Source organism: Citrobacter sp. T1.2D-1 (genome assembly GCF_950098555.1).
Taxonomy (GTDB): domain Bacteria; phylum Pseudomonadota; class Gammaproteobacteria; order Enterobacterales; family Enterobacteriaceae; genus Citrobacter_A; species Citrobacter_A telavivensis.
Window position 1 is genome coordinate 21,515 of sequence record NZ_CATNHH010000004.1, and the last position, 24,239, is coordinate 45,753.

Here is a 24,239-nt window from a genome sequence, read left to right on the forward strand (position 1 = left end):
ATGCGCAGCAGGTTGAAACCGATAAAAACACGGTTGTTAACACGGCAGAGCAGGTATCAACTGATGCGCAGGCTGCGTCCGCTGCTGCGACTGGCGCACAGGGCTCAGCTTCTGATGCAGCCGAGAGTGAAACTAACGCTGAAGGCTATAAGGACCTGGCTCGTAAATATGCGCTTAATCCGGAGGATGACCCGGTAACAGGTAACGAATATTCAGCGCTTCACTATTCGGAGAAAGCGAAGAAATCCGCAGCAGAAGCGGCATCTCACAATCCTGCTGAGGCACTCGTTAAATCGCTGAACCTGTCAGACCTGGCGGACCGTGCCGCCGCCTGGCTTAACGTGCGTCCTCTCGGGTCTACTCCGCTTGCAGGCGACCCCGTAAACCCTTACGACGCAGTGACCATGCGTTGGGTTATGAATTATGTCGGGGGCGGCGGCGGTACAGGTCCGACGATGAACGGGGTGCAAAACTACGGTGTCGGTGAAAGTACATTATGGGATACTCGTGCGTTCATTCCGTCGTGGGCGCTGCCGAAAGACGGCCAGATTGTTAACCGTGCAGACTGGCCTGAATTGTGGGCGCACGCGCAAATGCAATCGCCAATTGACGATGCTGTTTGGTTAGCTAACCCAGCGCAGCGCGGTAAATATTCCGCTGGTGATGGTTCGACAACTTTCCGTTTACCAGATATGAACGGGGTACAATCCGGCAGTATTCCAGGGCTGTTCGGACGTGGTGATCAGGGCGGCTCGTTGCCAGCGGGTAACGTTTACGAAAGTGCAGCGCCGGAAATAGCAGGGACCTTAAACTTCAGGCAAGTTCGAGCGCCCGCAGGGGAGTTAGCTAATAACCTGGTAGGGAGTGGCGGATCTTTTACTGTTAATACCGGCGCGACAGGGCAGTACGGGCCTATTAGCCTTAACAGCACGCTCGCAACGTCTTTGCAGTTAATATCGTTTAAAGCTTCAGATAGCAGTCTTGTATATGGGCGTAGCGCTAATCAGGTATGGCCCAACTCTTTTGTCGGTGTCTGGATCGTGCGTGCGTCCGGTGGGTTCACGGCGGCAAATACGTTATGGTCCGTAATCAACGAAGACGCAGAGGCACCCGGTGCCGGTGTGGTTACTCGTGGCGGAGATGTGCGCAGTTCTTATAAAATCGCTGGGGTAGAAGTGGCGCGCGGTTCGCTGTACGCAACGCATAGCACGTTCTCTTCAGGTTTCAGAAATGTAAGCGCCGTGATAGAGGCCTGGAGCACAGACGCTTCGACTTCCTGGTCCTTTAACCACGCTGGATACATCACGGCTAACATTCCCGGCGGGAACTTTAACTTACAAGCTGACCCCGGCGTTACCGGAGGAATGTTTGCAAATGGCGATCGGTTTGTAGGTCTTGGCCTTCGCGACCAGAATACAGCAAACGCCGACGCCGTTGGTAAAACGTGGATGATGGCGCTAAACGGGGTTTCAGGCTTGCAGTTTATCGCCCGTAACAGAGCGCAGTCTAACGTAGGCCAGCTTGTTATCAATATGCCGTACTCCAACGGTACATTAGCCCTTCAGGGGACATCCGGTCTGGCATATAAACACGATGTGACGGACGCGGATCTGACGGAAGCAGTAAATCGCATTGACGCTCTACGCATGGTCAACTTCATTTACAACGATGACGAACAAGAGCGTGTACGATTCGGAGTTATTGCAGAAGAGGCCGAGAAGGTGGCGCCGCAATACATCAAACACAACTCCGAAGAAATCGCCGATATCATGGACGAAGACGGTAACAAGATCGGGGCGGAAACTCGCGACCGTCCGTCGGTAGACAACAACCCGATCGTGATGGACTTGCTGGGGTATGTGAAACACCTGAAGGCAGAGATCGAAATGTTGAAAACTGCATTGAAGGGTTAATTAACTGAAGGGGCCGGTTGGCCCCTTTCCCACGCGAACTCTATCTCCAGTTTTGCTTTCCCTGCCTTACCGCTTCCATAATGGCCGCTCCTGTATGCTCGTATTCTGGAAGCGAGAGAACTTGCCAACTTTTCCGCAGGAATGCCAGGATGCAGCAACGCTCACCTACGGTACCCTTGATGGCAAAGTTGCGCATGTTATCCGGTGGGATGGGGAGACGCTCACCGGGTTTAGGGAAATAGATTCTGATCCCCGATATGATCAAGCTGTCCATAGTTCACTCGCTCACCAGCCACATGTCAGATTCTTCGAACATTTCCTCAAGCATGCGGTTCAGCCTTTCTTTCTCAGTTTTTGTGCAGTCGCTGTTTAAAGCATTGGCCTGCATTGGCTTTACCTTCACCTCGGCATCGGGAAAAATCCGGTGCACCCGCTTTGTCAGTTCTGCCAGAATGATGCTACTTGCTCCTGGCAATCCAGCAACGTTTCTCTTGTCATAAACCAGCTCAACAAACATATTTTCCCTTCCCTCTTTACTGGTTGGATATACAGTATTTATACTGTGTTTTTATCCAGCACTCAAAAGAGGGTGAAATGATGTCACGACGTAGCGATATTGAATTAGCCTGGCATGCTTCGATACAGCAAGAACCGAACGGCCGGAAAACTGTCACCACGCAGCAGTTTGTCCAGGAACTGAGTAAGGTTAACTGTCACTGGAGCATGAAGCAGGCCAACGAATGGATCGAATGGTACGTGACAACCTTCCATGATGTATCAACGCAGGAAGGTGAGAACCGTACATTTCAGCTCTTCAATCCAAACGGAGGACTTTAGCTATGGGCTTCCCTTCACCAGCAACTGACTACGTTGAAAGGTGCCTGACGGTCGATGCGATATGCGGGATCTTGATGAATAACCGAGTATTGGAAATATCACTTGGGTAAGCGGTAATCGACGTATTACTGAAGCAGGAATTGACTTGTCCCATAAAATGACAGGAATTGTCAAAAGCTTTGACATTTTCAGTGGTAAGGGCCTCATCACCCCTTCAGATGGCCGAAAAGACGTTCTGCTTCACATTTCGGACGTTAACTCCCGTGAATCAGAATTACTCATCTCAGGAAACCGCATTGAAATTTGCCGGTTCAACGATCTCAGGGGGCCTATGGCTGCGAACATCTACCTTTCCTGAATTTCAGTGCTTCAAAATAAATAGATTAAAACTTAACCACATGTGATACGGTGAAGCTCATTCATTGAAAGGTTAATGGTTATGTCTATTATCAATTACGCAATGAAACTTTTCAGCGGTGCGTCTACCGCCACCGCCACCTGCCCGGTTTGTGGCTTAAAATCAGCTCAACCCTTGTTAAAAATCCGGCGCAATCAGGCCATGCTTTGCCCCGGCTGTAAGGCTCTGTTTATCTCCCGACGCTAATCCCAACTAAAACAGCATTCAGAGCCCATGCTCTATACTTAAGTTAAATTCCAGCAGCTGTTAAATCCCTGATGCCTTACGCCCATCCTGAGAGAACGTTTCTGAACTGATTTCGCAACTGCTCCTGCGCGCTAACGTCGCATCAGAGCAACGCTATGAAAATGAACCCCAGAGCATGGTTTAACCGCTCCCGTATTCCTGAGAATGCCTCCGGAAACGTTATGTTTTCGGCGAACGATCCTTCCGGTGAAAGCACTCTGCAGTCAGAACTCTTTTCGACCGCCCAGATGGAACGCTACGGTCAGAAACTGGCACGGACCCATAAAATATCGCCGGATAAACTTCCGTATTACCTTCTGAAAAGACTCGGCGACAATGAGGCAGTCATCACCCAAAACTGCTATGAGCTTAACTCGGGTAAAAAGACCAGTATCATGCCCGCCGGGGAGTGGTTGCTGGACAATTATTATCTGGTTGAGGAACAAATCCGCACTGTCCGCCAGCACTTGCCGAAAAGCTTTGGTAAAGGTCTCCCATCGCTGATGTCGCTGAATTGCCCGCGAATTTACCATATTGCATCAGAGGCCATAGCTCACGGCGATGGTCGCTGGGATGCAGCCAGCCTGACCAGCTATCTCACTGCCTATCAACAGGTGACGCCGCTGACGCTGGGTGAAGTCTGGGCGTTACCGGGAATGCTGCGCCTTGCGCTGATTGAAAATCTTCGTCGTATCAGTATGGAAGTGATAAAAGCGCAGCAGGACAGAAACCTTGCTGATACGTGGATAACAAGGATTGTCGAATGCGCAGAGAGTGCGCCTGGTGATTTAATCATGGTGGTTGCCGATATGGCGCGCTCCCGACCTCCGTTAACCAGCGCGTTTGTCGCAGAGCTGGTGCGGCGCCTGCAGGGGCATGGCAACGCGCTGTCGTTACCTCTGACCTGGGTTGATCAGTGCCTTCGGGAACAGGGGATCACCACTGACGTTCTCATACATAGTTTCAATCAGCAGCTTGCCGCCAGCCAGCTGTCCGTCAGTAACAGCATCGCGGGCCTGCGTTTATTGAGTGAAACGGACTGGGCTGATTTCGCCGAAACGATAAGCGTTGTCGAACAGGCATTACGCAATGATCCTGCCGGCATCTATCCCCGGATGCACTTCAATACCCGGGATCATTACCGGCACGTAGTTGAGGTTCTGGCCAGAGACAGCGGTCTCAGCGAGCCTGAGGTTGCTGAGACGGCGCTGGCGTTTTCAGAGGAAAAAGCGCCTGATACACCGGAACATCATGTTGGTTATTATCTTGCGGGCGAAGGTCGACAGGCGCTGGATATTCATCTCCTGGCAGACGCCTCAAGGCTCATACGCTTGCGGCACAGTTTCAACAGAATAACCCTGCTGTCATGGCTTGGAAGCCTGGCGTTGCTGACAACCGCAGCGACCGCAGCAATATTGCACGAAACCGCCATGCAGGGCGCAGACTGGCTATTGATCGCGGTGATATTACCTCTGATTATCGCATTAACTCAGTTAATGAGCGATTTGCTCAGTGATGCAACCACCCGTTTTCGCGTTCCTCGCCCCTTGCCGGGGATGGATTTTTCAGCCGGTATTCCCGCTGACAGTGCCACCATGTTAGTCATTCCCTGCATGCTGACCAGCCACGAAAGTTTCATCCAGCTCCTCACCAGTCTTGAAGTCTGCTGGCTTGGGAATGAAAACGAAAATCTCAGGTTCGCGCTGCTCACTGATTTTGCTGATTCTGAAAATGAACCCTCGCCGGAAAGTCACGCGCTGCTCAGACAGGCTATCGCCGATACGCAGGCGCTGAATCGGCGCTACCCCTCCGGCCGACCACGTTTTTATCTGTTACATCGCCAGCCTGAATGGAACCCCGCGGAAGGAATGTGGATAGGTTATGAACGCAAGCGGGGAAAACTGGCGTTACTGAACAGCTGGTTGCGCCATCCGGGAACGCAATTCGTCAGCGTTGCAGACATGCCTGCACACCTTTTACCGGGTTACATTAAATACGTCATTACCCTGGACAGTGATACGGTGCTGCCGCGCGATACGGCACATAAACTGGTTGCGGCGATGGCGCATCCGCTGAATACGCCAGAGTATGATCCGCTACGCCAGAGGGTTGTCAAAGGATTTGGCATTCTGCAACCCGGTCTTGCGGAGGAGATACCACGCGATGGTCAGGGGCGTTACGCAGCCCTGCGCAGCAGCATACCGGGTAATAACCCCTATTCGATGATGTCTTCGGATATCTATCAGGATCTCTTTGGGGAAGGATCGTTCGTGGGCAAAGGGATTTACGATGTTGACATTTTTATGCAGGCTACTGCCAATACCTGTCCGGAAAATCTGGTTCTCAGCCATGATCTCCTTGAAGGGTGCTATGCGCGCTCGGGTCTGCTGAGTGAGGTGTTACTCTACGAACAGTACCCTAATAATTATCTGTCGGATGTTGCACGCCGTTCACGCTGGATCCGGGGTGACTGGCAACTGCTTAACTGGCTGAAACCACGTGTCAGAAAAGCCGATGGAACCTGTGCCCGGAATCCGCTGACCGCGCTTTCTTACTGGAAATTACTCGATAATCTACGTCGCAGTCTGGTAGCCCCCTCTTTACTGGTATTGCTGTACTTCACCCTGCTTTGGGTACCCAATCCGGTTTACTGGCTGGGCATACTGTCACTGATTTGGCTGTTGCCAGCCATCCTCTGCATCACCCATGACCTTCTCAATAAACCTCTGCGCCGCCGCCTGAAGCCGCATCTGTTACTTGTGGGGGCGGGCGCGCTGAAGCGTCTGTCAGGTATCGGTCTTAATTTTGCGATACTGCCGCACGAAGCCGGATATTCACTGAAAGCGATCGCCGTGACGCTATGGCGACTGGGGATAAGCAGGCGTCACCTCAGCCAGTGGGTCAGCCACAGCCAGGACAGTAATCAGGCCAGACCCACTGTTGCATGTTTTTATCAGGCGATGTGGCTGAATGTTGCCGGTGGCGTGACGCTGATAATACTGACCGGACAATTTACCCCCCAACTGCTGTGGATTGCGTTGCCGATCGGTTTGTTATGGTGTGTGGCACCGCTGCTGATGAGCTGGTTGAGTCGCCAGCCCGTGCGTAAGGTATTTTCGCCAAATCAGGAACAAAAACAGCTGTTACGCCAGACAAGCCGTGAAATCTGGGCTTTTTTTGAAACCTTTGTCACAGCAAAAGAGAACTGGCTTCCGCCTGATAATTATCAGGAAATACCACAACCGACGGTGGCACATCGAACTTCACCTACCAATATTGGTCTTTCACTTATGGCTAACCTGACGGCATGGGACTTTGGCTACCTGCCCGGCGGAGAGGTGCTCCGGCGCGTGTCGCTCACGCTCGACACGCTGGATAAAATGGAGCACTACCGGGGCCATCTCTACAACTGGTATGACACCCGTACGCTGATCCCCCTCAGTCCACGCTATATCTCCAGCGTCGACAGCGGCAATATGGCCGGGCATTTGTTGACGCTGCGTGCAGGGCTGTCCTCCATGCGTCATCAGCCTGTTTTAAACAGCCAACAGATACTGGCAGGACTGAGCGATACGCTGGATATTCTGGAAAAACAGTGGGGTCAAAACCTACCAGACAGCCTGCGGCTGCTACGCAAACACTGCCTGAGCGCGATGTCACTCTCTCCACAGGCGTTTTTCAGCGAACTGAAAAACATGAGCATCCAGTGCAACCATCTGTCCACGTTATGTCATCAAGGATCACCCCTTCAGATTCGCTGGGCAGGACATCTGGAGCATCAACTGGTTCAGTTCTGCCATGAGTGGTCGTTGTTGCTTGGCTGGTTACCTGTATCGTGGAACGAACAGACGCTGCCGACGTTGAGCGAGCTTGCTCGTCCGACATTAACCGGTACAGGAACATCACCGGCGTCAGCGATGGAGCAGGCCCGAATGCGACTGAATATTATCACCGAACTTGAACAGCGGCTGGATGAGCATGCCCGGATGGATTTCGCCTTTCTGTACAGCGAAGCAACCAGTTTGCTCAGTATCGGTTATAACTGTGACACGAATACGCCTGACAAGAGCCACTACGATCTCCTGCCGTCTGAAATCCGCCTGACCAGTTTTCTTGCCATTGCGACTAATCAGCTACCTCTTAAAAGCTGGTACGCGCTGGGTCGACTGTTTACCACGATTGATAGTGAAACTGCCCTGATGTCATGGAGCGGGTCCATGTTTGAATATCTGATGCCAAATCTGGTGATGCCCACCTGGCCCGGCAGCCTGCTCGAAGAAATGAGTCAGTCGGCGGTTATGCGCCAGATTCACTGGGGGAAAGAACGCGGGGTACCATGGGGCGTTTCAGAGTCTGGCTATCATGCTTTTGATGTTCAGCATAATTATCAGTATCAGGCATTTGGCGTACCGGGTCTTGGTCTGCGCAGGGGACTTGCCGATGACATGGTTGTCGCACCTTACGCCACAATGCTGGCGCTGATGGTTTCTCCACAAAGAGCCTGTGAGAACCTGTTCAGACTGCAAAAAAATGGCGCACACGGCGAATACGGCTTTTATGAAGCGCTGGACTATACCCCCTCACGCCTCGCAACCGGCCAGCTCTATGCGGTGGTACAGTCCTGGATGGCGCACCACCAGGGCATGGCATTTCAGGCACTGGCTCATGTGCTGCTTGACGCCCCCATGACTGAACGATTCATGTCCAGTACGGTATTCCGGTCAGCGAGTCTGCTGTTACAAGAGCGCGTACCGGATGCGGTCGATCTGTACAGTCCGCGCCGCCATTTTGAATCTCATGAAGGCAGGGTCAAACCCGTTCGCTATGAACCCCGTATTTTCTATGGCGTGGATACACCAGCTCCTGATATTCAACTCCTGTCCAACGGCCATTATCATCTGATGTTGACCGCGGGCGGCGGTGGTTACAGTCGCTGGAACGATATTGCACTAACACGCTGGCGCAGTGATACCACCCGTGATAACTGGGGAGCATTCTGCTACATCCGTGATACACAGACGGGAAATGTGTGGAGCAATACTTGGCAACCGACAGGCTATACCAGCGGACACGACGAGGAAGTGTTATTCACCGATGCGGGGGCTGAATTCAGACGCACCTTTGGGGGAGTCAGTGTCAAAACTCAGGTGGTGATCTCCCCGGAGGATGATGTTGAGTTGCGGCGGCTCACACTGATTCATCGTGGGCGTCAGCCCCGCTCTCTGGAACTGACAACCTATGCTGAAGTGGTACTGGCACCTGATGCTAGCGATCTGACACACCCGGTATTCAGCAATCTGTTTATTCAAACTGAGCTGGATCCTGAGCGTGACGCTATTCTTTGCCACCGGCGCCCGCGCTCCCCGGATGAAGCGTGTCCCTGCCTGTTTCACATGATGGTGGTACATGGCGATAACCGACATAACGTCTCGTTTGAAACGGACAGGGCAAAATTTATCGGGCGTGGCAGAAACCCTGCTGATGCCCTGGCAATAGAGGCAGGAGGGTCGCTCAGCAACACGTCGGGGTCAGTGTTGGATCCGATACTGGCAATTCGCCATGCCATAATTCTGCAACCGGGGCAGCCGGTCACGATTGATATTATTTATGGCATCAGTGAGACCCGTCAACAGAGCCTGGCGCTGCTGGAAAAATATCGCGATTACCCTATCGCCGATCGCGTCTTTGAACTGGCCTGGTCTCACAGTCTGGTAGTATTACGCCAGATGAACGCCAGTGAAGATGATGCCTCTTTGTTCAATCGTCTCGCCAGCGCTGTGCTTTACCCTGTCCAGGAGTTGCGCGCTGAAGGCCAGGTGATCAGCCGCAACCGGCGTGGTCAGTCCGGTCTGTGGGGCTGGGCAATTTCAGGCGATCTGCCGATAGTGTTGTTTAGTATAACCAGCGAGGAAAGTATAACCTCAGTGACCACACTGATTCAGGCACACCGTTACTGGAGACAGAAAGGGCTGGATGTTGATTTGGTTATCCTGAATAACAGCCCCGGCGGCTACCAGCAGGGATTACAAAATCAGATTATGGATTTAATTTATGCCGGGTCTGAAGCCAGTCTGCTGGACAAAACAGGCGGGCTTTTTGTCCGTAATGGTGAGCATCTCTCCGCTGAGGATAAGTTGCTTTTGATGAGCGTGGCCTGTCTTTATCTTGATGACCGCGCGGGGGGGATTAATGAGCAGCTTAACCAGCGTATACATACCCTGAAATTGCCGGCCAGAGCATTCATTCCGCGCGCTGTGCGCGAGCGTAATCAACATACGGACTGGAGCCCCGATATCAGTCAGTTATGCCATTTCAATGGGTACGGTGGATTTTCTCAGGATGGTCGGGAGTATCAGATTGTCCTCCGGGAAAATGCGCAGACACCAGCTCCCTGGTCAAACGTACTGGCAAATTCCCATTTTGGCAGTGTGATTTCAGAGGCAGGACAGGCCTACTCTTGGTATGAGAATGCACATGAATACCGGTTGACACCGTGGGAGAACGATCCGGTGAGTGATCGAAGCGGCGAAGCGTTTTATCTGCGCGATGAAGAGAGCGGTGAGTGCTGGTCACCGACGGCTTTGCCTGTTCGCGGACACGGTGATTACCTGACCCGCCATGGTTTTGGTTACAGCGTTTTTGCCCATCGTGAGAGTGGTATAGACAGCGAGTTGACGGTCCTGGTTGCCGAAGAGGCACCGGTTAAACTGGTGCTCCTGACGCTCAGTAACTCTTCGGGACGGACACGTAAACTCTCCGTCACAGGCTATGTGGAGTGGACGCTCGGAGGATCACGAACTCGCTCAGCCCCTCACATTGTGACACATGCGACCAGAACGCCTGGCGGCTGCGGGGTGCTGGCGAACAACTTTTATGGTGATAATGGTGGCGGCCGAACTGCATTTTTTGCCGTCAGCGGTAATGATTGTTCGCTGACAGGGGACCGCCGGGAGTTTATCGGCCGTAATGGTTCCCTGCACGCCCCGTCGGCCATGAAACTGCGCAGACTTTCAGGTAAGACGGGCGCCGGTCTGGATCCCTGCGGGGCGGTACAATCGACGGTTACATTAATTGATGGAGATCAGAGGACGTTTATTTTTATCCTCGGCACAGAGGAGAATGATGTTTGTGCTCAGGAGACGCTGGCTCGTTACATGAACGAGGATACGGTCCGCCAGGAGCTGAACCATATTCATAACCACTGGCACAATGTGCTCGATAAAATCGTGGTTAACACCCCCGACACGTCCGTAAATTTACTGGTTAATGGCTGGCTGTTGTATCAGACAATAGCCTGTCGCCTTATGGCCCGCAGTGGTTACTATCAGTCTGGCGGTGCATTTGGTTTTCGCGATCAACTGCAGGATACACTGGCACTGAGCCATGCTGCCCCGAACCGGATGCGTGAACAGATAATACTCTGTGCATCACGGCAGTTTATCGAGGGTGATGTGCAGCACTGGTGGCACCCGCCACACGGCAACGGTGTTCGTACCCGCTGTTCCGATGACTACCTGTGGCTGCCGCTTGCTGTTTGCCACTATGTTGAAACGACGGGGGATACGGATGCACTGGAAATATGCATTCCTTACCTGGAGGGACGCCCGCTTCAACCTGGTGAAGAGTCTATCTATGACACGCCGGTCATCAGCGGCACCGAAGAGACTCTCTGGTTACACTGCATCAAAGCTATTCGCCATGGACAGCGGTTCGGGGAGCATGGTCTGCCGTTGATGGGGGCTGGTGACTGGAATGACGGGATGAACCGGGTGGGTATCGAAGGCAAAGGTGAAAGCGTCTGGCTGGGCTTCTTCCTGTATGACATTTTGCAGCGGTTTGCAGCGCTGGCGGAGCGCAGGCTGGATGAAAGTATCGCCTCGATGTGCCGTTCACAGGCTCTGCGCCTGCAAAGCAATCTCGAAGCCCACGCCTGGGATGGTGAATGGTACCGGCGCGGGTATTTTGACGACGGAACTCCCCTGGGGTCGAAAGCCTCACAGGACTGCCGGATTGATGCGATTGCGCAGAGCTGGTCTGTATTGTCCGGAGCCGCGAGTCAGGAACGGTGCGCAAAGGCCATGCAGGCGCTGGATAAGCACCTTGTTGATAACGAAGGGGGACTGATCAAACTGTTAACGCCTCCTTTCGATGGACACGGTCCAAATCCGGGTTACATACAGGGCTACCTGCCCGGTGTGCGGGAAAACGGAGGGCAGTATACTCATGGTGCCATCTGGGCCGTGATGGCATTTGCCCGGATGGGGAATGCCGAACGTGCCTGGCAACTCTGGTCAATTCTCAACCCTATAAATCATACTCTGAATGCAGCCTCGGTCGGGATTTATAAAGCGGAGCCTTATGTCATGAGTGCTGATGTCTACAGCGTCGCTCCCCATACCGGACGTGCAGGATGGAGTTGGTATACCGGTTCCGCAGGCTGGGCCTGGCGTTTACTTACTGAGGAATTACTGGGGATAAAACGTTCAGGTACTGACTTTAGTGTTCATGCCCGGTTACCGGATGAGTGGCCGTCTTTTTCTATGGCCTATCAATATGGCGAAAGCCATTATCAGATTAGTGTCTCACGCGGTGATGCAGAATATCGCGTGACACTGGATGGTGTTCTCCTCCCTGATGACAGAATACCGCTGCAGGATGACGGACAAAACCATATAGTTGAGATCATTCAGAACTAACACTGATCCCGGAGGCGCATTAACGTCTGCCGTTAATGCGCTGATTATCCCTGAGAACATCAATCGCAGTCTGCATGGCGATTTTGTCATCCCGCCTTTTTTGTTTGTCCTGCATGACCTGAAGGTATTCCAGCAAGGTGCGGGTATTAATCGGTCGGCCCTGTTTACCCACAGCCAGCACGGCTTCGCCAAGAATAATTTTCACTGGCGGTAGCTGTGCCGGATACCAGTCAAGGGTGTCTTCTGATTTCATCATAAATTTCTCATGGAAGGTTAGTATATCATAAATCAGACGTTTAATTTTCAATATCTCTTCTTCTGGTTCAGTCATAAATCAACATAACTTAAACCAGTTATTATTATATTAAAGCGTATAATAATTATTGTATTCCTCAGAGAGCTTTAATTATGTCTTATACAAAAGGACTCAGGCACTTTAAAGAAAGACCAGTTCATGTTGCCTGCCCGATATGTGCACACAGAGCTGATCAGAAAGCAGGTAAACTAAGAAAAGATGCGGTTCTTGAGTGCCCTGCCTGCGGACTGTTGTTCAGACCTTCAGAATGCTGGTGTATAGGCGGCTGATCAGCTTCTGCCACTTAACGTAAGTGATGTTGGGAAATGACAACATTTCTCCTGTACTGTAGTTGTCGAGGGTATGATAATGAAATCTAAAAAATCTGTTTTTATTGAAGGACATATCCTGTCGAACAGCTGTCACGGGCAGGTCGGTCAACCTTTTTGTATTCACCGGGTCAGGTTTAGTAATGGGAAATATGCGATTATCCGGGTGGCATCCGGGATATGTTTTAAACCTGGCGAAATTATTCAACGAAACGATTGCGAGTGGTTTTATAAACTTACCAAAATTCGCCTTCTTTCTTTTGAGTACCTTGATGATGATGAATCAAGAAGACAATTTCTTGAGTATCAATGATAAATCCATGGATTTATAATAGAAAAACTTTGCTGGTTTACAATTCACTCCTGACTCTTTAAATCCTTTACCAGTCATTGCAAAATTATTTGTTTTTTCTGAATTTAGACAGATTTAAATTATCTAAAACAAAATGCATCGCTAAAGACGAATTGTCTCATTGTTTTCCTTTTGCGTTATAACCTTCATTAGCATTAAGGAAATTTATGGCACAGACTTTTACTCATAATTTACTTCATCCCCGCTACTGGCTTACCTGGTCTGGTTTGGGTCTGCTGTGGCTTCTCGTTCAACTTCCTTACCCGGTTTTACATATTCTGGGCTCTGGCCTTGGAAAAATATCCATACCCTTTCTGAAACGCCGGGAAGGAATTGCGATTAGAAATATCGAACTCTGCTTTCCAGGGATGACACCGTTTGCCCGGAGCCAGATGGTCAATAAAAACTTTGTTTCTCTCGGGCTGGGACTGATGGAAACAGGAATGGCCTGGTTCTGGAGCGATGCGAGAGTCAAAAAATGGTTTGATGTCGAAGGGCTTGAAAACCTGACCAGTGCGACCAGAGGAGTATTGGTTGTCGGGATTCATTTTATGTCCCTTGAATTGTGTGGAAGAGTAATGGGTTTATGTCATCCTATGATGGCAACGTATCGCCCACACAATAATCCATTAATGGAATGGGTACAGACAAAAGGGCGTATGCGTTCAAATAAGACTATGATTAATCGACGTAATTTATCTGGTTATGTTCATGCGCTGAAGGCCGGGGAAGCCGTATGGTTTGCACCAGATCAGGATTATGGGTCTAAGGGAAGCGTTTTTGCACCTTTTTTCTCGGTAAAAAAAGCAGCCACGACGAACGGAACGTATGCTCTGTCAAAACTCGCTGGTGCACACTTGATCACACTTAGCATGTTTCGTCGTAGCGATAAAAAAGGTTATCACATGTATATCAGCAATCCGTTGTCAGGCTATCCAGGGGAAGACAAGGTCGCCGCAGCGGCTTATATGAACAAGATCATCGAGTGTGAAATTCTCCGTGTCCCTGAGCAATACCTGTGGATGCATCGCAGGTTCAAAACGCGTCCTGAAGGCGAAGTCATCTTTATACAAATGAATCACTCTACTTGTCATGAGCCATAATCTATTTTTCTTGCCATTGTGTATTTGTTAAAAATGGGATGAGGAATTACTCGATCTACTTCATGTTAACGATGGCGTAACTGACAGTCATGGTTAATCAATTAAACCTGTTCGGATTTGAAGGTCCGTTTTTCGATGTGAGTTCAACAGCTCAAAGCTGCCCTTTAAACCTTGGACTGATCCCGCCCTGGTAGACGATTCTGCCCTATAGCTAACGTCAAATAATTTGGGGCATATTTGGGGGTAAAAAATAGTTTAGGGGTAACTCTGGGGGTGATGAAATAGCTGATATTATCTGTTATCGTCTGATTGAGTCCTTTTCAACATATTGATATTGTTATAAATGTATGTTTTAAAATCTGTTTGTTTTTTATGTGCGCAGTTTAACGCTGATTATGGAGTTGCGGGGATAAACATTTCATAAACCGGGGGAAAGAGGGAGGGAAGTGCCGGATGGCGGCGCAAGCGATGTGCAGGAAGTCGGCCCGGTGACGTTGTGCCACCGGGCCAGGTATTTATTTCAGCTCGTCAACCATAGTGATCGCACGACCAATATAGTTGGCCGGGGTCATGGCTTTCAGGCGGATTTTCTCGTCGTCCGGCAGCGGCAGGCTGTCGATAAATTGCTTCATACCTTCAGCGTCGACGCGCTTACCACGGGTTAACTCTTTCAGCTTCTCGTACGGTTTTTCAATGCCGTAACGACGCATCACGGTCTGGATCGGCTCGGCCAGTACTTCCCAGTTGTGATCCAGCTCGTCCAACAGACGGTCGCGGTTTACTTCCAGCTTGCTCACCCCTTTCAGGGTGGACTGGTAGGCGATCAGCGCATAGCCGATACCCACGCCCAGGTTACGCAGAACGGTGGAGTCGGTCAGATCGCGCTGCCAGCGGGAAACCGGCAGTTTGCTCGCCAGATGTTGAAGCACCGCATTAGACAGGCCCAGGTTGCCTTCGGAGTTTTCGAAGTCGATTGGGTTCACTTTGTGCGGCATGGTGGAAGAGCCAATTTCACCGGCGATGGTTTTCTGCTTGAAGTGGTTCAGCGCGATGTAACCCCAGACGTCGCGATCGAAGTCGATCAAAATGGTGTTAAAGCGGGCGATACAGTCAAACAGTTCAGCAATGTAGTCGTGCGGCTCAATCTGCGTGGTGTACGGGTTCCACTGAATACCCAGCGAAGTGACGAACTCTTCGCTGAACTGATGCCAGTCCACTTCCGGATAAGCGGCAATGTGGGCGTTATAGTTACCGACGGCACCGTTGATTTTGCCGAGGATTTCCACCTGGTTAAGCTGGCGGAACTGACGTTCCATACGATAAGCCACGTTAGCCATCTCTTTGCCCAGGGTTGACGGCGTAGCCGGCTGGCCGTGGGTGCGGGAGAGCAGGGGAATATCGCGATACTGCACGGACAGATCTTTGACCGCGTCAATCAGTTGACGCCAGTAAGGCAGCACCACTTCATCACGGGCGGTTTTCAGCATCAGCGCGTGAGACAGGTTGTTGATGTCTTCAGAGGTACAGGCGAAGTGAATGAATTCGGACACCGCATGCAGTTCCGGGACATTCGCCACTTTCTCTTTCAGAAAATACTCGACCGCCTTGACGTCGTGGTTAGTGGTGCGCTCGATGGTTTTAATACGCGCCGCATCTTCTTCATTGAAGTTCGCGACGATAGCATCGAGGAAACCGATTGCGTCGGCAGCAAAAGCAGGAACTTCCTTGATCGCTGCGTGCGCGGCCAGTTTTTGCAGCCAGCGTACTTCTACTTGTACACGGTATTTCAGCAAACCATATTCGCTGAAAATCCCGCGCAGCGCGCTGACTTTATCGCCGTAGCGTCCATCGACAGGGGAAACGGCGGTCAGTGAGGATAATTCCATAGATCACAACTCCGGGGTTAAATGAGCAAGAATTTGTTTTGCCTGAGTCGTCAGGCGATTACGAGAAAACATTAACTGTAGACGGCCCCCGCCGACCTGATGCCAGAGCACGGCGGCGCGAATGCCGGCCAGAAGCGAAGCGCGAACTTTGGCCTGTACCTGCGGGCTTTGCAACACGGCAGGGGAACCGGTCACCTGAATGCGCGGACCCAGCGGGCTGATAACATCGACATAGATACCGGCCATCGCACTCATCAGCGTTTCAGACTGCAGATCAAAGTGATCGAGCTGGCGTTGCAGGCCGTTGATCCGCTCGCCCAACGTATCGAGCGCGCCTTTGGCGGCGGTGAGTTTACGCTCGAGCACCATCAGGCTAAGCGTATAGCGAGTCAGTTCCGCATTCAGCCCCTGACGGCTGCTGGCATTCAGCACGCCGAGCAGGGTTTCCAGACCGAGGCGCAGATTGGCCTCGCTGCCGCCGAACACGCCCAGCGTTGAGCTGGGGTTCATATCGATAACGCTGTTCAGTGAGACGTGGAGCGCATCGGCATCACAATGTCCCTGGTGCGCCAGTTGTTGCACCAGGCGTGCTGACTGGCAGATTCCAGCCAGTGCGAGGGTGATGTCATAATAATTCTTTGCCACGATCACTGCTTCCTTGTATCAGTCTGTTGAGAATAATTATACCGGCAGGGGCAGTCGCTGCTCGATAATGCCGCCGCCGAGGCACACGTCGCCGCGGTAAAAGACCGCTGACTGGCCTGGGGTGACGGCGGCCACCGGCTCGTCAAACATCACCTCGACGCGTTCGGCATCCAGGGCTTTAACGGTGCACGGAATGTCGGTCTGGCGGTAGCGGGTTTTCACCGTGCAGCGCATCGTGCCGGTGAACGGCAGACGATCGACCCAGTGCAGCTGCCGCGAAATCAGACCGACGGACATCAGACGCGGATGCTCATGACCCTGAGCAACCACCAGAATGTTGTTCTCAACATCTTTGTCCACCACGTACCACGGATCTTCCGTTCCTTCTTTGGTACCACCGATGCCCAGACCTTTACGCTGACCCAGAGTGTGGTACATCAGCCCCTGATGCTGACCAATCTCTTCGCCGTCCACGGTAATGATTTTACCCGGCTGTGCCGGCAGATAGCGGCCCAGAAACTCGCGGAACTTACGCTCGCCGATGAAGCAAATGCCGGTAGAATCTTTTTTCTTCGCGGTTACCAGCCCCAGGTCTTCGGCAATTTTGCGCACCTGCGGTTTTTCCAGCTCGCCAACCGGGAACAGACTTTGCGCGATCTGCTCATGGCCCAGCGTGTAGAGGAAGTAGCTCTGGTCTTTATTGCTATCTACTCCGCGCAGCAGGCGGCTCTTACCGTCGACATCCGCCCGACGAACATAGTGTCCGGTAGCGATGTAATCTGCGCCCAGATCTTCTGCTGCGAACTCCAGGAAGGCTTTAAATTTGATCTCTTTGTTGCACAGAATATCCGGATTCGGCGTACGGCCCGCTTTGTACTCTTCAAGGAACAGTTCAAAGACGTTATCCCAGTATTCTGCCGCAAAGTTTACGGTGTGCAGTTCAATGCCGAGCTTGTCGCAGACGGCCTGAGCGTCGGCCAGATCGGCTGCCGCTGTGCAATATTCCTCACCGTCGTCCTCTTCCCAGTTCTTCATGAACAGGCCTTCTACCTGATAACCCTGTTGTTGCAACAGCCAGGCGGAAACGGAGGAATCGACACCGCCGGACATGCCGACGATCACTTTTTTTGGGCTTTCTGACATTGGAATACTCACGACATTGAACTTCAAGGCGGCATATTCTAGCACGCAGCCCCTTACTTGACACCCTCTGTAAACGGCCAGTTAAATGCGCCGATCGTCTCCAGCGGGTAACGCATTCCGCTCTGATAGCAGCGAACGCTTTCGGCAACCAGCGGAGAACGCAGGTTTGGGGCGTTGAGGAGGGTGTCAGCGCTCACCCAACGGCAACAGTCGATATCGCTGTCATGGGGTTCGGTGTCGCACATATTGGCAAGTTCAATGGAAAACAGAAACCGCAAAAACGGCGTGCTGTCCGGTGCAATCCACTGATGCATGCGAATGAAGTGCTGAGGCTGCGCTTTTATGCCAGTCTCTTCCCACAACTCCCGAGCAGCGGCCTGCTCCAGCGTTTCATCTGCTTCCAGATGCCCGGCGGGCTGATTCCATAGCGCTTTGCCGTTGATGGTTTCTTCAACGATTAAAAATTTGTCCTCTGCATGAACGATGCAGGCGACCGTGACGTGCGGTTTGAACATGACCTATCCTTTATTTTCTTCTTCAGTGGCATCTCGCCATTCACCGTTGGCCAGGTTCTCCAGGGTGTAATCGCCCATCGCGTAACGGATCAGGCGCAATGTGGGAAAACCAACGTGTGCGGTCATTCGTCGCACCTGGCGGTTACGGCCTTCATATAAGGTCACTTTTAGCCAGCAGGTTGGGATGTTCTTACGTTCGCGAATGGGCGGATTGCGCGGCCACAGCCACTCGGGCTCCGCGACCACTTCAATACCGGCAGGCAGGGTGGGCCCATCGTTTAACGTCACGCCATTGCGCAGCGCCTCCAGCGCCTCCGCCGTCGGTTCACCTTCTACCTGCACGTAGTAAATCTTCCCGGTACGCTTGCCGGGCTGCGTCAGTCGCGCCTGTAATGTGCCGTCATTGGTGAGCACCAGCAACCCTTCGCTATCTCTGTCGAGACGACCTGCGGCGTAAACGCCCTGCACAGGGATGAAATCTTTCAACGTGCTGCGTCCAGCCTCGTCGGTAAATTGTGGCAAAACATCGTAAGGTTTATTGAACAAAACCACGCGTTTTGGCTGGTTTTCTTTCCGACGCTTAGTGACTTGTCGCTGGCTGAATCGCTCAACCCGGTGATTTCTAAAAGAAGTTTTTTGCATGGTATTTTCAGATCTTATCAATTGCCGCATTATAGCCTAATAACGAGTGTCTTTCATGGCAGCGAACATTAGGGTAGTATTGACATGCTCATTACAAAACATTAACAAAAAATTGCTCTAACGCAGTCGTGCAGCAGGACGCAAAAGCACATGCAGCGCGATGACAGACGAGCAACCAGAAGCGCTCGAAGGAGAGGTGAATGGAAAGCAAAGTAGTTGTTCCGGCAGAAGGTCAAAAAATCACCCTGAAAGACGGCAAGCTAAATGTGCCGCACAATCCGATTATCCCATTCATTGAAGGCGACGGCATCGGTGTTGATGTTACCCCTCCGATGATCAAAGTTGTCAACGCTGCCGTTGAGAAAGCTTATAAAGGCGAGCGTAAAATCTCCTGGATGGAAATTTACACCGGTGAGAAATCCACCCAGGTATACGGCCAGGACGTCTGGCTGCCGACGGAAACCCTGGATCTGATTCGTGACTACCGCGTGGCGATTAAAGGCCCGCTGACCACCCCGGTTGGTGGCGGTATTCGCTCTCTGAACGTTGCGCTGCGTCAGGAACTTGACCTGTACGTTTGCCTGCGTCCAGTTCGTTACTATCAGGGCACCCCAAGCCCGGTTAAACATCCGGAACTGACCGACATGGTTATCTTCCGTGAAAACTCAGAAGACATCTACGCCGGTATCGAGTGGAAAGCGGACTCTGCAGATGCAGAAAAAGTGATTAAATTCCTGCGTGAAGAGATGGGCGTGAAGAAAATTCGCTTCCCTGAACACTGCGGTATCGGTATCAAACCGTGCTCCGAAGACGGTACCAAGCGTCTGGTTCGTGCGGCGATCGAATACGCGATCACTAACGACCGTGACTCTCTGACCCTGGTTCATAAAGGCAACATCATGAAGTTCACCGAAGGCGCGTTCAAAGACTGGGGTTACCAGTTAGCGCGTGAAGAATTCGGTGCTGAACTGATCGATGGCGGCCCGTGGATGAAAATCAAGAACCCGAACACCGGTAAAGAGATCGTGGTTAAAGATGTGATTGCCGATGCGTTCCTGCAACAGATCCTGCTGCGTCCGGCCGAATATGATGTGATCGCCTGTATGAACCTGAACGGTGACTACATCTCTGACGCTCTGGCTGCACAGGTAGGTGGTATTGGTATCGCCCCTGGCGCAAACATTGGTGACGAGTGCGCGCTGTTCGAAGCAACGCACGGTACGGCGCCGAAATACGCCGGTCAGGACAAAGTTAACCCGGGCTCTATCATCCTGTCCGCTGAGATGATGCTGCGCCACATGCAGTGGTTCGAAGCCGCAGACCTGATTGTTAAAGGCATGGAAGGCGCGATTGCCGCGAAGACCGTGACCTATGACTTCGAACGTCTGATGGAAGGCGCTAAACTGCTGAAATGTTCAGAGTTTGGTGACGCGATCATCGAAAACATGTAATCCAGTATCTGGGTTAAACAAGAACGGGAGCCGATGGGTTCCCGTTTTTTTTACCCCTTTTAACGTTCTGCCCCAAAATAGTTTTGCTTTCAGCCGATAAGCGTTAGGTCAGCGTGTAAATAGACCCGTTTTAGTTTCATGCACTTTTTTCAGGGAGAAGATTACTCATCCCACGAATGGAGACTTCGACGGGTTATTGGATTTTGGGGGCGCGGACTCGATCAGCAATGCGGATTATCTTGAGCTGGAAAATCGTTAAATGGATAGAGGATTATTTTAGGTCTTGCGTAGAATTGGCTTCGACTCTGGGTTAGTCCACTTCATGCCAGAATCGAACGTTATCTCTCTGGTTCCACCCGACCATCCATCAGAATGTACTGCGCCGCTTTACGCGCGTATTGATCAATCAAAGGAACAAGCCGAGTGAAATGCTCGCTGGCGCAGTGTGCATCGAGTGCTGCCCGGTCAGGCCACTCTTCAATGAAAATAAAATGCCCCGGATCCTTTTCATCCTGGTACAAATCATAAGCAATACACAAGGGCTCTTTCTTTGTTGCGGCGATGAGTTCGCGGTAGAAAGGGAGAACGGTTTCGACACACTCAAGTTTGATAAAATCTTCGGCGATGACCTTTAGCATGCGAACTCCTTCATTAAAAATGGTACAAGGCTCTTTACGTGTAATTCCAGCCTGAAGGGCTGGTCAGAGCCAGAAGCGGGCCTGGTAGACTCAAGAGGTTGGATATATTGAATGTTTAATCAAGATTTTTACTTACAGTAAGCTGTAGATAACAGCGTTCCAGTAACCGTTGCCCTGTCGACGATACTCTTTCCAGCCCATCGATACGAGTTCCTTTGCAATCAGTCGATTCATCACCCAATGACCCATAAGCAGAACAGGCCCGTTTACTACTTTTACCGATGTCACCAGGATATCCGCAGCCTGAACGGCGCGTTGTTTAGCTATCTTATGCTAATCACCTGGCCTGAACGCATATTTAGACGTGAACATGATTGACGATAGAGATCTGCGTTGTTATTAATATATTCATATTTTTCAGCATGATAAGGTTGAGGATTCCGATATGATTTCTTTTCGAGCGATGACAAAAGATGAGTATCCTGCTTATCTCGAATATTTCGTTAATGATTATGCATATGAGATCGAATCAAACTACATGGTCTCCCCTCGTGATTCTCTTGCCAGAGCGAAGCAGGAAATAGCGGAAATGCTTCCCGATGGAATTAATACACATGGGCAAGTATTAATGTGTATTGTTGCTCATTCGGACAATACTAACAATCATGTAGGTTATCTCTGGTACAAACCAGACTCGACTAAGCGCACTGTTTTTATCTACGATTTTCATATTTTCAACTCCTGTCAGGGATTGGGACTTGGCAAACAATCTCTACGTGCTTTCGAAGAGTATCTGCTGGCGAAAGGTTTTAAAGAGATCAGATTGCGTGTTGCAGGTGATAATGCTCGCGCCCGGCATGTCTATGAAACCAGCGGATTCGGAGTGACGGGTATCAATATGAGTAAATCTATTACGGGTTGAGCCACTGACACGCAATAAAAGCCGGCAGTATCGACGAAACTATGTTCGCTATTCGCTCATAACTGGCCCCGAGTCCTGATGTTTATTCGAGGCAGGTTAGTCTAATTCACACCACAAAGTACTAACCAAAAGAAAACTAAGTTGCTTCAAAACAGAGCAGAAAACTTTCCCAAAACGACAAATATAATTTTGTTAATCAAGGTGCTGCGTCATGAGTGATTGAGCCTTTTTACAGGCTGAAAGTTGAATAAGTTGATATTTATCATAGTGTTGAACAAATTTTCTCTATGCACTGCTGGGCCACATGCAGTGGTTCGAAGCCGCGGACCTGATCGTTAAAGGTATGGAAGGCGCGATCGCCGCGAAGACCGCGACCGATGACTTCGAACGTCTTCGGCGCTGCATATCTCGTCCCTGTCGTGCCGCAACTGTTACGACGGGTAAGTGAACGGGAAATACAGTTACAGTCTATGCAGGCATGAGCTATCACACATTCGGCTGGTTCATTTTAACCATGCCAGATAATGGCTTATATAAACCTGATATTCTTTGTCCATATTGTTAGGTAAATCATTCGGAGAAAAAAAAGCAAGCTCCAGCCCTTCTTCGGGGTCATTCACTATTTCTCCACTCCAGTCACCAGACCAGAAAAGGGATGTAACGACGTTGATTTTGTCCTGGTTGTGAAGTGTAAATGTATATTCCGGACCGGAAAAAACGCCCAATAAAGTCAGGTTGTGGACATCAAGATTTGTTTCTTCCTTAACTTCACGTATGGCTGTTTCTTCCAAAGACTCACCCGGTTCAAGAAGCCCACCGGGCAGGCCCCATGTTCCGTCCCGTCGATGTTGCAGGAGGATACGCTGATTTTGGTCTGTCAGAACGACATTAGAACCCGCCAGTAAAAGTAAACGATGACCAATCATGCTGCGCATCTGCTGTACATAGTCCATTACTCACTCCTTTTCGCATGGCCAAAACGGAGGATGCCGCAGCCATATCGTTTAGGATAACGAACTGCAGCAACGGCCAGGTTGTTCATGCCGTGGCGCGCGCGAAAAGTATATAACGCAATACGCTTGTTACCACCTATTTTGTCCGAGCTTTGTTGCTGCGCTAACTGCCTGGGTGCTTCATTAAAAAGCCGCGCAGTTGCCAGTCCCCAGACACCATTTTTATGGACCATCGGTGCGTAGCCCTGGACTGATGCCGCAAAGCACACCGCAGATCTTGTCGCTGTCGTCACAAGCAAAACAACCGTAGCCAACGCCGGATTGTACGCGACATGCTCGTAGATATTGCACCAGAAGCATGAACGTTAGGTTGTCATCGCTGATGAACGCGACATGGCAGGAGTGACTTGTCAAAGACATATGAGTCCTGAAGAAACACTAAAAGTGTATTGTCGGGAGAAGAGTCACAAAAAATATCGTCGATTAACGTAACAGTATGTTCTGTCGCTGAAAAACAGAAAAGCGAAGGGGGAAAATGAGACTCTTCCATGAGCCAAAATCCCTCACAACTTAGGGCGATAGATAAAGGTCAGAATCAGCATGGCATAATTTCTGGTTAAAGCTATTTATATTATTTTTTTGTTCGTTAGTAGCGGGTTAACTGACTTACAAAACTATACCTTGCTATGTCGCGTTAATCATGCGTTAATGGAGTTCTGGTTTGTTATGAATTTATCTGAAGCAGTCACTAGAATAGTTTTATTATTTGTTCCTGTTGAGACTTCCTTGTTGGTTTTTCCTCTCTGATAATTTTTCTTCGGACCATTCTGCCCAAGGGCTTACTCAAAAAGGTAATGATTATGTCTAACAAAATGACTGGTTTAGTTAAATGGTTCAATCCTGAAAAAGGTTTTGGTTTTATCACTCCAAAAGATGGTAGTAAGGATGTATTCGTCCATTTCTCTGCTATCCAGAGTAACGATTTTAAGACGCTGAATGAGAATCAGGAAGTCGAGTTCGGTATCGAGCAAGGTCCAAAAGGTCCCTCGGCAGTTAACGTCGTGGCGCTTTAAGGAAACTGCTATTACTAATAATATTCACTTCAGATGCCCTTGTTGCCATGGGTCTCAGTACAGAACATCGTCTTTCGATGTCACTGATAGAAATCCTTTCGGCGCGAAATGTATTTTTTGCAAAACTACAATGATAACATTCGATAATATTGCAATGTACATTCGTTCTGGTCAGTCTCCATTGGATTTCAGAAAATAAAATT

Annotated in this window: 22 protein-coding genes and 1 pseudogene; 13 read left to right on the plus strand and 10 right to left on the minus strand. The window is 50.6% G+C overall.

All coding sequences use genetic code 11. The features are described 5' to 3' along the window. Positions 1 to 1,532: 1,532 nt before the first annotated feature. Positions 1,533 to 1,913, plus strand: coding sequence for a tail fiber domain-containing protein (locus QQZ17_RS05955; protein WP_229237524.1), 381 nt, complete (start codon positions 1,533 to 1,535; stop codon positions 1,911 to 1,913). Positions 1,914 to 2,190: 277 nt separating this feature from the next. Here QQZ17_RS05955 and QQZ17_RS05960 read toward each other — a convergent pair whose 3' ends face one another. Continuing rightward, positions 2,191 to 2,430, minus strand: coding sequence for a DinI family protein (locus QQZ17_RS05960; protein ID WP_141227557.1), 240 nt, complete (start codon positions 2,428 to 2,430; stop codon positions 2,191 to 2,193). Positions 2,431 to 2,507: 77 nt separating this feature from the next. Here QQZ17_RS05960 and QQZ17_RS05965 point away from each other — a divergent pair, with 77 nt between their 5' ends. The 4 genes from QQZ17_RS05965 (at position 2,508) to QQZ17_RS05980 (ending at position 12,089) form a co-directional block, all read left to right on the plus strand. Beyond that, positions 2,508 to 2,750: a DNA polymerase V gene (locus QQZ17_RS05965; RefSeq protein WP_442548504.1), complete on the plus strand. Its 243-nt coding sequence runs from the start codon at positions 2,508 to 2,510 to the stop codon at positions 2,748 to 2,750. 145 nt (positions 2,751 to 2,895) lie between these two features. Continuing rightward, positions 2,896 to 3,108: a cold shock-like protein CspF gene (gene cspF / locus QQZ17_RS05970; RefSeq protein WP_152404989.1), complete on the plus strand. Its 213-nt coding sequence runs from the start codon at positions 2,896 to 2,898 to the stop codon at positions 3,106 to 3,108. 81 nt (positions 3,109 to 3,189) lie between these two features. Continuing rightward, a complete protein-coding gene (locus tag QQZ17_RS05975; protein WP_216631411.1) occupies positions 3,190 to 3,354 on the plus strand; it encodes a YnfU family zinc-binding protein in 165 nt (54 codons plus the stop codon). Between the two features lie 155 nt (positions 3,355 to 3,509). Beyond that, on the plus strand, positions 3,510 to 12,089 hold the full coding sequence (locus QQZ17_RS05980; protein WP_152404988.1) for a GH36-type glycosyl hydrolase domain-containing protein: 8,580 nt from the start codon (positions 3,510 to 3,512) through the stop codon (positions 12,087 to 12,089). A gap of 19 nt (positions 12,090 to 12,108) precedes the next feature. Here QQZ17_RS05980 and QQZ17_RS05985 read toward each other — a convergent pair whose 3' ends face one another. Continuing rightward, complete coding sequence (locus QQZ17_RS05985; RefSeq protein WP_004132711.1) at positions 12,109 to 12,342, minus strand: hypothetical protein; 234 nt, start codon at positions 12,340 to 12,342, stop codon at positions 12,109 to 12,111. A gap of 155 nt (positions 12,343 to 12,497) precedes the next feature. On the opposite strand from QQZ17_RS05985, the gene QQZ17_RS26365 reads away from it, so the two are divergent. The 3 genes from QQZ17_RS26365 (at position 12,498) to lpxP (ending at position 14,168) form a co-directional block, all read left to right on the plus strand. Then, positions 12,498 to 12,674: a YnfU family zinc-binding protein gene (locus QQZ17_RS26365; protein WP_216631410.1), complete on the plus strand. Its 177-nt coding sequence runs from the start codon at positions 12,498 to 12,500 to the stop codon at positions 12,672 to 12,674. 79 nt (positions 12,675 to 12,753) lie between these two features. After that, a complete protein-coding gene (locus tag QQZ17_RS05990; protein WP_187696625.1) occupies positions 12,754 to 13,026 on the plus strand; it encodes a hypothetical protein in 273 nt (90 codons plus the stop codon). A 206-nt stretch (positions 13,027 to 13,232) separates the two neighbouring features. After that, positions 13,233 to 14,168, plus strand: coding sequence for a kdo(2)-lipid IV(A) palmitoleoyltransferase (lpxP, locus tag QQZ17_RS05995; RefSeq protein WP_152404986.1), 936 nt, complete (start codon positions 13,233 to 13,235; stop codon positions 14,166 to 14,168). 515 nt (positions 14,169 to 14,683) lie between these two features. On the opposite strand, the gene purB is transcribed toward lpxP, so the two are convergent. The 5 genes from purB to rluE are packed head-to-tail and all read right to left on the minus strand — an operon-like array spanning position 14,684 to position 18,999. Further along, on the minus strand, positions 14,684 to 16,054 hold the full coding sequence (gene purB / locus QQZ17_RS06000; protein WP_152404985.1) for an adenylosuccinate lyase: 1,371 nt from the start codon (positions 16,052 to 16,054) through the stop codon (positions 14,684 to 14,686). 3 nt (positions 16,055 to 16,057) lie between these two features. After that, positions 16,058 to 16,699, minus strand: a complete 642-nt coding sequence (gene hflD / locus QQZ17_RS06005; RefSeq protein WP_042320078.1) for a high frequency lysogenization protein HflD — start codon at positions 16,697 to 16,699, stop codon at positions 16,058 to 16,060. A 36-nt stretch (positions 16,700 to 16,735) separates the two neighbouring features. Next, complete coding sequence (gene mnmA, locus QQZ17_RS06010) at positions 16,736 to 17,842, minus strand: tRNA 2-thiouridine(34) synthase MnmA (RefSeq protein WP_152404984.1); 1,107 nt, start codon at positions 17,840 to 17,842, stop codon at positions 16,736 to 16,738. Between the two features lie 53 nt (positions 17,843 to 17,895). Next, entirely contained in the window at positions 17,896 to 18,357 is a 462-nt protein-coding gene (locus tag QQZ17_RS06015; protein WP_152404983.1) for an NUDIX hydrolase, read from the minus strand. A 3-nt stretch (positions 18,358 to 18,360) separates the two neighbouring features. Further along, on the minus strand, positions 18,361 to 18,999 hold the full coding sequence (gene rluE, locus QQZ17_RS06020) for a 23S rRNA pseudouridine(2457) synthase RluE (protein WP_207105392.1): 639 nt from the start codon (positions 18,997 to 18,999) through the stop codon (positions 18,361 to 18,363). 200 nt (positions 19,000 to 19,199) lie between these two features. On the opposite strand from rluE, the gene icd reads away from it, so the two are divergent. Next, complete coding sequence (gene icd, locus QQZ17_RS06025) at positions 19,200 to 20,450, plus strand: NADP-dependent isocitrate dehydrogenase (RefSeq protein WP_152404981.1); 1,251 nt, start codon at positions 19,200 to 19,202, stop codon at positions 20,448 to 20,450. A 338-nt stretch (positions 20,451 to 20,788) separates the two neighbouring features. On the opposite strand, the gene QQZ17_RS06030 is transcribed toward icd, so the two are convergent. Beyond that, positions 20,789 to 21,088, minus strand: coding sequence for a putative quinol monooxygenase (locus QQZ17_RS06030; protein ID WP_152404980.1), 300 nt, complete (start codon positions 21,086 to 21,088; stop codon positions 20,789 to 20,791). Positions 21,089 to 21,533: 445 nt separating this feature from the next. Between QQZ17_RS06030 and QQZ17_RS06035 the strand changes: the two genes are divergently transcribed. Both QQZ17_RS06035 and QQZ17_RS26370 read left to right on the plus strand, forming a co-directional pair. After that, positions 21,534 to 22,010 carry a GNAT family N-acetyltransferase gene (locus tag QQZ17_RS06035; RefSeq protein ID WP_152404978.1) on the plus strand — a complete coding sequence of 159 codons (477 nt, stop codon included), beginning with the start codon at positions 21,534 to 21,536 and terminating at the stop codon, positions 22,008 to 22,010. Positions 22,011 to 22,302: 292 nt separating this feature from the next. Then, positions 22,303 to 22,458 (plus strand): annotated as a pseudogene (locus QQZ17_RS26370) (hypothetical protein); the annotation flags it as partial. A gap of 55 nt (positions 22,459 to 22,513) precedes the next feature. Here QQZ17_RS26370 and QQZ17_RS06040 read toward each other — a convergent pair. Both QQZ17_RS06040 and QQZ17_RS06045 read right to left on the minus strand, forming a co-directional pair. Further along, the gene (locus QQZ17_RS06040) at positions 22,514 to 22,963 is read right to left on the minus strand and encodes an NUDIX hydrolase (protein WP_152404977.1); all 450 of its coding nucleotides are present in this window, start codon (positions 22,961 to 22,963) and stop codon (positions 22,514 to 22,516) included. After that, the gene (locus QQZ17_RS06045) at positions 22,963 to 23,196 is read right to left on the minus strand and encodes a hypothetical protein (RefSeq protein ID WP_152404976.1); all 234 of its coding nucleotides are present in this window, start codon (positions 23,194 to 23,196) and stop codon (positions 22,963 to 22,965) included. Before QQZ17_RS06045 ends, QQZ17_RS06040 begins: the two co-directional genes overlap by 1 nt. Before the next feature lie 627 nt (positions 23,197 to 23,823). Between QQZ17_RS06045 and cspI the strand changes: the two genes are divergently transcribed. Further along, complete coding sequence (cspI, locus tag QQZ17_RS06050; RefSeq protein ID WP_152406342.1) at positions 23,824 to 24,036, plus strand: cold shock protein CspI; 213 nt, start codon at positions 23,824 to 23,826, stop codon at positions 24,034 to 24,036. A gap of 10 nt (positions 24,037 to 24,046) precedes the next feature. Beyond that, positions 24,047 to 24,235 carry a cold shock small protein YmcF gene (gene ymcF, locus QQZ17_RS06055; protein ID WP_080950054.1) on the plus strand — a complete coding sequence of 63 codons (189 nt, stop codon included), beginning with the start codon at positions 24,047 to 24,049 and terminating at the stop codon, positions 24,233 to 24,235. Positions 24,236 to 24,239 lie beyond the last annotated feature (4 nt).

Coding starts and splice junctions, on each gene's coding strand:
- mnmA (WP_152404984.1), bottom strand. CDS start 17,842: ATGTCAGAAAGCCCAAAAAAAGTGATCGTCGGCATGTCCGGCGGTGTC.
- cspI (WP_152406342.1), top strand. CDS start 23,824: ATGTCTAACAAAATGACTGGTTTAGTTAAATGGTTCAATCCTGAAAAA.
- lpxP (WP_152404986.1), top strand. CDS start 13,233: ATGGCACAGACTTTTACTCATAATTTACTTCATCCCCGCTACTGGCTT.
- QQZ17_RS26365 (WP_216631410.1), top strand. CDS start 12,498: ATGTCTTATACAAAAGGACTCAGGCACTTTAAAGAAAGACCAGTTCAT.
- QQZ17_RS06045 (WP_152404976.1), bottom strand. CDS start 23,196: ATGGTCCATAAAAATGGTGTCTGGGGACTGGCAACTGCGCGGCTTTTT.
- rluE (WP_207105392.1), bottom strand. CDS start 18,999: ATGCAAAAAACTTCTTTTAGAAATCACCGGGTTGAGCGATTCAGCCAG.
- QQZ17_RS06040 (WP_152404977.1), bottom strand. CDS start 22,963: ATGGACTATGTACAGCAGATGCGCAGCATGATTGGTCATCGTTTACTT.
- QQZ17_RS05965 (WP_442548504.1), top strand. CDS start 2,508: ATGATGTCACGACGTAGCGATATTGAATTAGCCTGGCATGCTTCGATA.
- QQZ17_RS05990 (WP_187696625.1), top strand. CDS start 12,754: ATGAAATCTAAAAAATCTGTTTTTATTGAAGGACATATCCTGTCGAAC.
- QQZ17_RS05955 (WP_229237524.1), top strand. CDS start 1,533: ATGCCGTACTCCAACGGTACATTAGCCCTTCAGGGGACATCCGGTCTG.
- icd (WP_152404981.1), top strand. CDS start 19,200: ATGGAAAGCAAAGTAGTTGTTCCGGCAGAAGGTCAAAAAATCACCCTG.
- QQZ17_RS05960 (WP_141227557.1), bottom strand. CDS start 2,430: ATGTTTGTTGAGCTGGTTTATGACAAGAGAAACGTTGCTGGATTGCCA.
- QQZ17_RS06030 (WP_152404980.1), bottom strand. CDS start 21,088: ATGCTAAAGGTCATCGCCGAAGATTTTATCAAACTTGAGTGTGTCGAA.
- QQZ17_RS05985 (WP_004132711.1), bottom strand. CDS start 12,342: ATGAAATCAGAAGACACCCTTGACTGGTATCCGGCACAGCTACCGCCA.
- QQZ17_RS06015 (WP_152404983.1), bottom strand. CDS start 18,357: ATGTTCAAACCGCACGTCACGGTCGCCTGCATCGTTCATGCAGAGGAC.
- purB (WP_152404985.1), bottom strand. CDS start 16,054: ATGGAATTATCCTCACTGACCGCCGTTTCCCCTGTCGATGGACGCTAC.
- QQZ17_RS05980 (WP_152404988.1), top strand. CDS start 3,510: ATGAAAATGAACCCCAGAGCATGGTTTAACCGCTCCCGTATTCCTGAG.
- QQZ17_RS05975 (WP_216631411.1), top strand. CDS start 3,190: ATGTCTATTATCAATTACGCAATGAAACTTTTCAGCGGTGCGTCTACC.
- QQZ17_RS06035 (WP_152404978.1), top strand. CDS start 21,534: ATGATTTCTTTTCGAGCGATGACAAAAGATGAGTATCCTGCTTATCTC.